Consider the following 9627-nt stretch of genomic DNA (forward strand, 5'->3'; position numbering starts at 1 on the left):
TCAACGTGGCCCCTCCGCCACTGCTCGGTCAACGGCCTCCGGGTCGAGAGCGGGCGCCCCGGCGCGCAGCCAAAGGAAGTACTCGACATTACCGGACGGACCCGGCAAGGGACTCGCGGTGACGCCGAGCACTCCGAGGCCGAGACCGGCCGCCTGTCCGGCGACGGTCCGTACGGCCTCGGCGCGCAGCTCGGGGCTGCGCACCACGCCGCCGCTGCCGAGCCGGTCCCTGCCCACCTCGAACTGCGGTTTCACCATCAGCACGAAGTCGGCGTCCGGCGCGGCGCAGCACACCATCGCGGGCAGCACGAGACCGAGCGGGATGAAGGAAAGATCACCCACGATCAGGTCCACCGGCTTCCCGTCGATCAGTTCAAGCGTCAACTCACGTACGTTCGTACGGTCCTTGACGGTCACGCGTTCATCGTTCCGCAGAGACCAGGCGAGCTGGCCGTAGCCGACGTCCACGGCGACGACGTGGTCCGCACCCGCCCGCAGCAGCACATCGGTGAAGCCACCCGTCGACGCGCCCGCGTCGAGCGCGCGCCGGCCCTCGGTCTTCAGCCCGAGCGGGGTGAAGGCGGCGAGCGCGCCCGCGAGCTTGTGGCCGCCGCGGGAGACGTACTCCGGGTCGCTGTCGTCCTTGGTCACGACGACCGCCGCGCTGGTCTCCACCTGGGTGGCGGCCTTGGTGGCGGTGGTGCCGCCGACGGTCACCCGGCCCGCGGCGATGAGCTGGCTCGCGTGCTCCCGCGAGCGGGCCAGCTTGCGGCGCACCAGCTCCGCGTCGAGTCGGCGTCGTGCCACGTGCGGTTCAGCTCCTGTTGTCGTACGGCCCGGGTGCGGGGGGCGGCGGTCCTGGGCGGGCGTCGAGCGCGGTGAGGGCGTCGCGCAGGCCCCGGTGCACATCCTCGTACACCTCGATGTGGCCGTCGGGGGGAAGGTGGTCGGCGTCGGCCAGCCGGTCGAGCTGGGCGTCCACCTCGGCGTTCCCGGTGGGCGTACGCGGGACTCCGAGGGGCGCGGGTCCGGCGTCCGCCTCGGGCACGGTCTCCTGGGCGGCGTCCCCGGCAACGTCCACGGATGCGCCCACGGATGCGTCCTGCTCGACGTCGGCCCCGGGCCCGCCTTCGGGCCCGGCCCCCGCCACCCGCTCCGGCTCCCGGTCCTGCTCAACACCGGGCATCGACTCGTTCATGGCCCCGACGCTACCCCGAACCGCGCCGTCCTCGGGGAACGAGGCTCTGGGGTACCGTCGAGCACGATGAAGACGATCGAGGAGTGCCGGCTGGCGCTCGACCGGCTTTCGGAGAATCTCGCAAAGGCGGACGGGGACCTGCGCAGCGCTGCCGCGCTGGACCGCTCGCTGAGCTGCCGCATTACCGACCTGGACATCACGTTCGTCGGCCGCCTCGCGCAGAGCCGGATCAAGGACGTGACGACCGTGCCGGGGCCGCCACCGGAGCGTGCCCAGATCCGGCTGACGATGGCCAGCGACGACCTGGTGGCCATGGTCGAGGGGCAGCTGAACTTCGCGAAGGCGTGGGGCACCGGCCGGGTCAAGCTCGAGGCCGGGCTCCTGGACCTGCTGCGGCTGCGCTCGCTGCTGTAACCCCGGCCGTAACCCCAGCCGTGCCGGTGGCCGTACGCGCGCCCCGGCTCTCCCCGCCCCCACCCGTACGGCGCCCGCGCGCGGCGGGCACGACGAGCGGGGTCCCGGTCTCCGGGTCGTCGATCACCTGACAGCGCAGCCCGAAGACCTGCTGAACCAGCTCAGCGGTGACGATCTCCCCCGGCGCTCCCTCGGCGACGACCTCCCCGCCGCGCATAGCGATCAGGTGGGTGGCATAGCGCGCCGCGTGGTTGAGGTCGTGGAGGACCGCGACGAGGGTACGGCTCTGCTCCTCGTGCAGCTGGGCGCAGAGGTCGAGCACGTCGATCTGGTGCTGGATGTCGAGGTACGTGGTCGGCTCGTCGAGGAGCAGCAGCGGGGTCTGCTGGGCGATGGCCATGGCGATCCACACCCGCTGGCGCTGCCCACCGGACAACTCGTCGACATAGCGATCCGCGAGCTCCGCCACGCCCGTCGCCGCCATCGATTCATCGACGATCCGCTCGTCCTCCGCCGACCACTGCCGCAGCAGTCCCTGGTGCGGGTAGCGGCCGCGCGCGACGAGGTCGGCGACCGTGATCCCGTCCGGGGCGATCGAGGACTGGGGCAGCAGCCCGAGCGTGCGGGCGACCTTCTTCGCAGGCAGCGAGCCGATCGCCTGCCCGTCGAGCAGCACGGAGCCCGCCATGGGCCTGAGCATGCGCGACAGAGCGCGCAACAGGGTCGACTTGCCGCAGGCGTTCGGCCCGACGATGACCGTGAAGGAGTGGTCCGGGATCGATACGGACAGGTCCTCGGCGACGGTGCGCCGGTCGTAGGCGAGCGTGACGGATTCGGCCGCGAGGCGGTTCGAGGGGGGCAAGGTCAAGGGATCTCTCCTGGCGGTTGTTCTTCGGGCCGTGGCGGTTGTTCTGTCGGGCGTACCGGGCCTCGCATGTCCTCATATCCGGCCCGCCCTGCGCTCGGTCACCAGCAGCCACAGCAGGTAGCCACCGCCCAGGACGCCCGTCAGCACGCCGACCGGCAGCTGGTCGGCCCCGAAGACCCGTTGCGACGCCCAGTCGGCGGTGATCAGCAGGGCCCCGCCCATGCAGGCGGCGGGCAGCAGGTTCGCCCCCGGCGAGCGGGTGAGCCGCCTGGCGAGCTGCGGCGCGGTCAGGGCCACGAAGGCGATGGGCCCTGCCGCGGCGGTCGCGGCCGCGGTGAGCAGCACGGCGGCCAGCGTCAGCAGAAGCCGGGTGCGCTCGACCCGCACCCCCAGCGCGTACGCCGAGTCGTCACCCATCTCGAGGGTGCGCAGCGCGCGCCCCTGCCCGAGCACCAGCGGTACGAGTACGGCGCACGCGCCCACCAGCGGCCAGACCTGCGCCCAGTCGCGTCCGTTGAGCGATCCGGTGATCCAGACCACGGCCCGTGCGGCGTCCACCAAATCCGCCTCGGTCAGCAGATAGCCGTTGACGGCGGTGAGCATCGCTGCCGCCCCGATGCCGACCAGCACGAGCCGGTACCCGTGGATGCCCCGCCGCCAGGCCAGCAGATAGACCGCGAGCCCCGTGAGCAGGCCGCCGCCGACGGCACCGGCCGCCACCGCGTACGTACTGCCCTTGAGGAACACGATGACGGTGAGCGCCCCGGCGGCCGAGCCGTAACCGAAGCCGATGACGTCCGGACTGCCCAGCGGATTGCGGGAGATGCTCTGGAAGACGGCTCCGGCGAGCCCGAGCGCGACGCCGACGAGCAGGCCGACGAGGACGCGCGGCAGGCGCAGCTCGTTGACGATGAAGTCCTGTGCCGGGGTGCCGTTTCCGGTGAGCGTACGGAGGACGTCGGCCGGCGCGAGCGGGAAGTCGCCGGTGCCGATGAGCACCACGCCCATGACGAGGGCGAGGGCCGCGAGCAGAAGCCCTGCGGCCGTCCCGCGGACGTCGACGCGGACGGACAGCCCGCCACGGGTGCGCAGCGCCTTCACCGTCCGCGCCTTCACCGTCCGCGACTCCGTAGCTCGTGTCCTCACGGTCCGGGCCTTCACAGCTGGGCCATCCTTCGGCGGCGTACGAGGTAGATGAAGACCGGGCCGCCGATCAGCGTGGTGACGATGCCGACCTGCAGTTCTGCGGGCCGGGCGACGACCCGCCCGACGACGTCCGCGCCCAGCAGCAGTACGGGCGAGAGCACCGCCGCGTACGGCAGGATCCACCGCAGATCGGGCCCGGTCAGGGCGCGTACGAGGTGCGGCACCATCAGCCCCACGAAGACGATGGGCCCGCAGGCGGCCGTCGCGCCGCCGCACAGCAGGGTGAGGGCGGCCATCGCGAGCACCCGGGTCCTGGTGAGGTGTGCGCCGAGGGCGCGGGCGGTGTCGTCGCCGAGGGCGATGGCGTTCAGCGGGCGCGCGAGGGAGAGCGCGAGCAGCGTCCCGACGGCGAGGAACGGCAGCACCTGCCCGACGACCGACACGTTCGCGGAGGCCAGCGAACCGACCGTCCAGAAGCGCATCTTGTCGAGCGCGGCCGTGTCCAGCAGCTGGACGGCGTAGACGTAGCCGAAGAGGGCGGCGGTCATCGCCTGGCCCGCCAGCGCGAGGCGGACCGGAGTCGCGCTGCGGCTGCCACCGAGCGCGTACACCACGGTCGATACGACGGCGGCGCCGAGGAAGGCGAACCAGACGTAGGCGGTGAGGGATGTGATGCCGAGAAAGCTGATGGCGGAGACGACGGCGGCGGAGGCGCCCGCGTTCACACCGAGCAGCCCCGGGTCGGCGAGCGGGTTGCGGGTGAGCGCCTGCATCACCGCGCCCGCCAGGCCGAGGCCGGTGCCGACGAGCAGCCCGAGCAGGGTGCGCGGCAGCCGTACGTCCCTGATGACGACGTCCGTGTCGCTGCCGCTGTAGTGGAACAGCCCGTGCCACACCTGGTCGGGCGGTATCTGCTTGGCCCCGACGGCGATGCTCGCGGCCGCGACCAGCAGCAGGACTCCGGCGGCAGCGAGCAACCCGAGGGCGCGCGCCGCGCGGCGGCGCCGGGGGGCGGCCACGGGCTGTCTCTCTTCGCGTTCGGGAGGGCCGTCAACCAACACGAGGTTAGGTTAGCCTGCCCTCACCAATCAGTAGGGATCGGCCCCTCCGGGTGGCTCGCTGACAGGCCACCGCCACCTCAGCGCAACGGGGAACTTCAGCGGAACTGCAGCGGAACTGCAGCGGATCCTCACCCCCGCAGCTCAATAACCCAGCCGCGCCAGCGACTTGCCGGTGTCCACTCCCCCGGCACCCTCGCCCGCCTCCGTCCACACCGCGGCACACAGCGCCCGCAACCCGTCGACCGGGTCACCCTCCCCGTCGAGCGCCGCCTCCCCGTCCCGTACGGACGCGGTCCAGCCGCGGCACACGAAACCGTCCCGACCGTCCCCACCGCCCCTCTCCGCCTCCACGACGCCCGGCTGCCCGGCCAGCAGCCCGCGCAGATCGGCTGCCACGTACGTCGGCCGGTGCCGCGGCGGCGCGGCCAGCAGCTGCGCCGCATCCGTCACCCCGGTCAGGACGAGCAGCGAATCGACCCCGCCCACATACGCGCCCTCGATGTCGGTGTCCAGTCGGTCCCCGACGACCAGCGGCCGGACGGCACCCGTCCGCAGAATCGTCTCGCGGTGCATCGGCGGCAGCGGCTTGCCCGCCACCTGCGGCTCGCCTCCGGTCACGAGCCGTACGACCTCCACCGCGGCGCCATTGCCCGGGGCGATCCCCCGCGCACTCGGAATCGTCAGGTCCAGGTTCGAAGCGAACCACGGCAGCCCCCGCGCCACCGCGTAACAGGCCTCCGCGAAGCGCCCCCACGGCAGCTCAGGACCGCCGTAGCCCTGGACCACGGCTGCCGGATCATCGTCCGCAGACTCCACCGGCTCCAGTCCGCGCTCCCGCAGCGCGACCCTCAGTCCCTCACCGCCGATCACCAACACCCTGGCCCCCGCAGGAACTTGCTCCGCGATGAGCCGCGCCACCGCCTGCGCGGACGTGATCACATCACCCGGCTCCGCGGGCACCCCGAGGCTCGTCAGATGCTCGGCGACCGCCCGCGGCGTACGGGACGCGTTGTTCGTCACGTACGCGAGGTGCATCCCGCCGGCGCGCGCCGCCTCCAGCGACTCGACCGCGTGCGCGATGGCGCCGCCCCCGGCATAGACCACGCCGTCCAGATCGAGCAGCGCCGTGTCGTACGCCTCGCTCAGCGGCCGCTCACTCGCATCCGTACAAGTCCGGATCCGGGGCTGTTGGCTCATTCTTCTCGCTCCTCACTTGCTGCTCTCCCGATCATCCCGCATCGTCGCAGGCCGCATAGCATGCACTAATGAGCACACCTGGGCCTGCCCGCGAGGGCTTGCGCCTGTCGCCCTTCCGCGGACTGCGCTACGTCCCGGAGCGGGTCGGCAGCCTCGCCGCCGTGACCTCTCCGCCGTATGACGTCGTGATCCGGCCGGACGGCCTGCGCCACCTCGAGACCGCAGACCCCCACAACATCGTGCGGCTCATCCTGCCCCAGGCCGCGGGCTTCGCAAGCCGTCACAGGAAGGCCGCCGAGACGCTGCGCCACTGGCAGGCCGAGGGCGTGCTCGCCGCGGACCCGGAACCGGCCCTCTACGTCTACGAGCAGCGCAGCGGTGACCTGCTTCAGCGCGGGCTCATCGGCGCCCTGCGGCTCAGCCCTCCCGAGGAGGGCATCGTCCTTCCCCACGAGGACGTCATGCCGGAGATCGTCGAGGACCGCGCGGCCCTGATGCGCGAGACGGCGGCCAACCTCGAGCCGCTGCTGCTCACATACCGCGGGAACGGGAACGGGAACGGGGCGGACGGCGGGGCGAGCGGCGGCGCGGGCGACGGAGCGACCGCCGTGATCGAGCGGGCCGTTCAACGGTCACCTCTGCTGTCCACGACCACGGAGGACGGCGTGAGCCACCGGCTGTGGGCCGTGACCGACTCCGCCGACCTCGCCGAGGCGGACGCGGACCTCTCCGGTCACCAGGCCCTCATCGCGGACGGCCACCACCGCTGGGCCACGTATCTGCGGCTCCGCGCCGAACACGCCGGAACCGGCCCCTGGGACTCGGGCCTGGTCCTCCTCGTCGACACGGCCCGCTACCCGCTGCGCGTCCGCGCGATCCACCGGCTGCTCCACCGGCTGCCGGTCGCCGACGCCGTCGCGGCCCTCGAAGGTTCCTTCCGCGTACGGAAGGTGGACGGTCCCCTCCCGCGGGCGCTCGACAGCCTCGCTGCCGCCTCGGAGGCATCGGGGACGTCGAGGACCGGAGGCAACGCGTATCTGCTGGCAGGCGACGGCGGCTTCCGCCTGGTCGACCGCCCGGACCCCGGCCTCCTCGCCCGTACGGTCCCGGCGGGCCCGCCGGAGGCCTGGCGCACTCTCGACGCGACCGTCCTGCACGCAACGTTGCTCGAGCATGTGTGGCAGGTCCCGGACAGCCCCGACCACATCCTCTACATCCACGACGTCGCCGCCGCCGTCGAACAGGCGGAGCGGCGCGGGGGAACAGCGGTCCTGATGCACCCGGTCCGCGAGGAGGTCGTCCGCGAACTCGCCCAGCAGGGCGTGACGATGCCGCGCAAGTCCACATCCTTCGGCCCCAAACCGGCCACGGGCCTGGTGCTGCGCAGCCTCGAACTCGGCTGAAGACAGACCTGAAATTCAGTCCTCGTCGGGTGGCGACTGATCGCCCCGTTCGGGTCGGTCGGGCTGACCGCCCTGTTCGGACTGGTCTGGCTGGTCCGCTCCGCCCTGCTGCGCCGGTGCCTCTTCGGCCCCCTCGTCGGCCGCCTCCGGGTCGAACGCGTCCGTGAACTCCACGCCGTCGAGCTCGGCGAGCCGGTCCGAGGCGTCCGTGGTCCCGCCCTGATCGGCTTCCAGAGCCTTGGCGAACCACTCCCGCGCCTCGTCCTCCCGGCCCACGGCGAGCAGCGCATCGGCGTACGCGTAACGCAGCCGCGCGGTCCACGGCTGGACGGACGTCGACGCCAACTCGGAGCTCTGCAGCGTCACGACGGCGGCCTCGGCCTGGCCCATGTCGCGCCTGGCGCCGGCCACGACGAGCCGCATCTCCACCTGACCCGCGCGGTCCAGCTTCTGCACCTCGGGCTCACCGGCCATGGCGAGCGCCCGCTCGGGCCGCCCCATGCCGCGCTCGCAGTCGGCCATCACCGGCCACAGCTCGACGGACCCGGTCATACGGCGGGCGGCGCGGAACTCGGCGAGCGCCTCCGCGTACTTCCCCGTGGCGTACGAGGCGAAGCCGGCGGCCTCACGCACGGCGGCGACGCGCGAGGCGAGCCGCAGCGCCACGCGCGAGTACGCGTAGGCCTGCTCCGGCTCGTCGTCGAGCAGCTTGGCGACCATGACCAGGTTCCTGGCGACGTCATCGGCCAGCGTCTTCGGCAGGCTCATCAGCTCCTGCCGCACAGCCTTGTCGACCTCGTTGCCCGTCACGTCCTCGGGGATCGGAAGCCGCTTGATCGGCTCGCGGTCACGGTCGCGGTCCCGCTCGCCGCGGGGACGGTCGTCACGGCGTGCGTATCCGCCCGAGCGATCGTCTCGACGGCCGAAGCGCTTGTCTCCCCGGTCGGAACCCCGCTCGGGGCGCCCGCGGCCGCCACCCTGCCCGTACGGGCGGCGGGGCCCGCGCTCGTCGCGCCCACGGAAGCCACCGCGCCCACCGCGCTCGTCATCACGGCGCGGCCCACGGGGCCGCTCGTCCCGGCCCCGCTCGCGGTCGCGATCGCGGTCGTCGTCGCGACGGGGCCCACGGGGCCTGTCGCGGTCCCGGTCGTCCCGGCGGAACGAGGGTCTGTCGTCCCGTCCGCGGAAGCCGCCGCCGCGCTTGTCATCGCGCCGCGGCCCACGCCCCTGATCGTCACGCCGGAACCCACCACGCTCACGATCATCCCGATCCCGCCGGAACCCGCCACGATCACGGTCATCCCGATCCCGCCGGAACTCCCCACGGCCGCGGTCCTCCTGATCCCTCCGGAACCCGGAGCGCTCACGCTCATCCCGGTCCCGCCGGAACCCGCCACGGCCGCGGTCCTCCTGATCCCTCCGGAACCCGGAGCGCTCACGCTCATCCCGATCCCGCCGGAACTCCCCACGATCACGGTCATCCCGGTCCCGGCGGAACCCGCCACGCTCACGATCGTCCCGATCCCGCCGGAACCCGCCACGCTCACGATCGTCCCGATCCCGCCGGAACTCCCCACGGCCGCGGTCCTCCTGATCCCTCCGGAACCCGGAGCGCTCACGCTCATCCCGGTCTCGACGGAACCCGCCACGGTCACGGTCGTCGTCGCGACGCGGCCCACGGGGCCGCTCATCGCGTCCGCGGAAACTCCCGCCGTCGCGGCCTCCATCGCGGTCACGGTCACGGTCCCGACGCGGCTCCGAGCCGCGGAAGTCCCGCCGGTCACCGCCGTCTTGGCGCCTCGGCCGGCGCTCTGAGCGCTCGGGCCGATCCTCGGGCGAGTTGGTGGACATCGACGTGACTCCTGTCTTGCGCTACCGCATTCATTCTCGCGCACCCGGCGGGCCGATGCGCCTCGGCAAAAAACAAAAAGGACCCTTGGTCCCAGCATGCACGCTGGGACCAAGGGTCCTCCAAAGATTGTTCGGCGGCGTCCTACTCTCCCACAGGGTCCCCCCTGCAGTACCATCGGCGCTGAAAGGCTTAGCTTCCGGGTTCGAAATGTAACCGGGCGTTTCCCTAACGCTATGACCACCGAAACCCTAGTCGCCATCCCGCAGAAACGGGGAATTCTTGGCGAGGGGCAGCGAACAAGCACACTCTTCAATTGAGATATTGCGATTCAACCGGAGCGACTGTTCGCAGTCCGGGAACCACACAGTGAACGCGAGCATCTGAGGACAAGCCCTCGGCCTATTAGTACCAGTCAACTCCACCCGTTACCAGGCTTCCATATCTGGCCTATCAACCCAGTCGTCTCCTGGGAGCCTTAACCCCTCAAC

At 72.1% G+C, this 9627-nt stretch carries 10 protein-coding genes and 2 rRNA genes; 2 read left to right on the forward strand and 10 right to left on the reverse strand.

What is annotated here, in order from left to right; genetic code table 11:
• Both ACTWQC_RS28855 and ACTWQC_RS28860 read right to left on the reverse strand, forming a co-directional pair.
• A complete protein-coding gene (locus ACTWQC_RS28855; RefSeq protein WP_443318758.1) occupies positions 1–807 on the reverse strand; it encodes a TlyA family RNA methyltransferase in 807 nt (268 codons plus the stop codon).
• A 7-nt stretch (positions 808–814) separates the two neighbouring features.
• Positions 815–1198: a hypothetical protein gene (locus tag ACTWQC_RS28860; RefSeq protein WP_443318759.1), complete on the reverse strand. Its 384-nt coding sequence runs from the start codon at positions 1196–1198 to the stop codon at positions 815–817.
• Positions 1199–1264: 66 nt separating this feature from the next.
• On the opposite strand from ACTWQC_RS28860, the gene ACTWQC_RS28865 reads away from it, so the two are divergent.
• The gene (locus ACTWQC_RS28865) at positions 1265–1612 is read left to right on the forward strand and encodes an SCP2 sterol-binding domain-containing protein (RefSeq protein ID WP_443318760.1); all 348 of its coding nucleotides are present in this window, start codon (positions 1265–1267) and stop codon (positions 1610–1612) included.
• Here ACTWQC_RS28865 and ACTWQC_RS28870 read toward each other — a convergent pair.
• The 4 genes from ACTWQC_RS28870 to ACTWQC_RS28885 form a co-directional block, all read right to left on the reverse strand.
• Positions 1560–2480, reverse strand: coding sequence for an ABC transporter ATP-binding protein (locus tag ACTWQC_RS28870; RefSeq protein ID WP_443318761.1), 921 nt, complete (start codon positions 2478–2480; stop codon positions 1560–1562). The genes ACTWQC_RS28865 and ACTWQC_RS28870 overlap by 53 nt on opposite strands.
• A gap of 72 nt (positions 2481–2552) precedes the next feature.
• Positions 2553–3596, reverse strand: coding sequence for a FecCD family ABC transporter permease (locus ACTWQC_RS28875; protein ID WP_443318762.1), 1044 nt, complete (start codon positions 3594–3596; stop codon positions 2553–2555).
• A 41-nt stretch (positions 3597–3637) separates the two neighbouring features.
• On the reverse strand, positions 3638–4687 hold the full coding sequence (locus tag ACTWQC_RS28880; protein WP_443318763.1) for a FecCD family ABC transporter permease: 1050 nt from the start codon (positions 4685–4687) through the stop codon (positions 3638–3640).
• 141 nt (positions 4688–4828) lie between these two features.
• Positions 4829–5884: an HAD hydrolase-like protein gene (locus ACTWQC_RS28885; protein WP_443318764.1), complete on the reverse strand. Its 1056-nt coding sequence runs from the start codon at positions 5882–5884 to the stop codon at positions 4829–4831.
• Between the two features lie 68 nt (positions 5885–5952).
• Here ACTWQC_RS28885 and ACTWQC_RS28890 point away from each other — a divergent pair, with 68 nt between their 5' ends.
• Positions 5953–7287, forward strand: coding sequence for a DUF1015 family protein (locus ACTWQC_RS28890; RefSeq protein WP_443318765.1), 1335 nt, complete (start codon positions 5953–5955; stop codon positions 7285–7287).
• 15 nt (positions 7288–7302) lie between these two features.
• Here ACTWQC_RS28890 and ACTWQC_RS28895 read toward each other — a convergent pair whose 3' ends face one another.
• The 4 genes from ACTWQC_RS28895 to ACTWQC_RS28910 all read right to left on the reverse strand — a co-directional run.
• The gene (locus ACTWQC_RS28895) at positions 7303–8070 is read right to left on the reverse strand and encodes a hypothetical protein (RefSeq protein WP_443318776.1); all 768 of its coding nucleotides are present in this window, start codon (positions 8068–8070) and stop codon (positions 7303–7305) included.
• 23 nt (positions 8071–8093) lie between these two features.
• On the reverse strand, positions 8094–9029 hold the full coding sequence (locus ACTWQC_RS28900) for a hypothetical protein (RefSeq protein ID WP_443318766.1): 936 nt from the start codon (positions 9027–9029) through the stop codon (positions 8094–8096).
• A 238-nt stretch (positions 9030–9267) separates the two neighbouring features.
• Positions 9268–9384: ribosomal RNA gene (gene rrf, locus ACTWQC_RS28905) — 5S ribosomal RNA — on the reverse strand.
• A 137-nt stretch (positions 9385–9521) separates the two neighbouring features.
• Positions 9522–9627, reverse strand: a 23S ribosomal RNA gene (locus tag ACTWQC_RS28910); the annotation flags it as partial.

It is taken from the genome of Streptomyces sp. 8N616 (assembly GCF_052246385.1).
GTDB lineage: Bacteria > Actinomycetota > Actinomycetes > Streptomycetales > Streptomycetaceae > Streptomyces.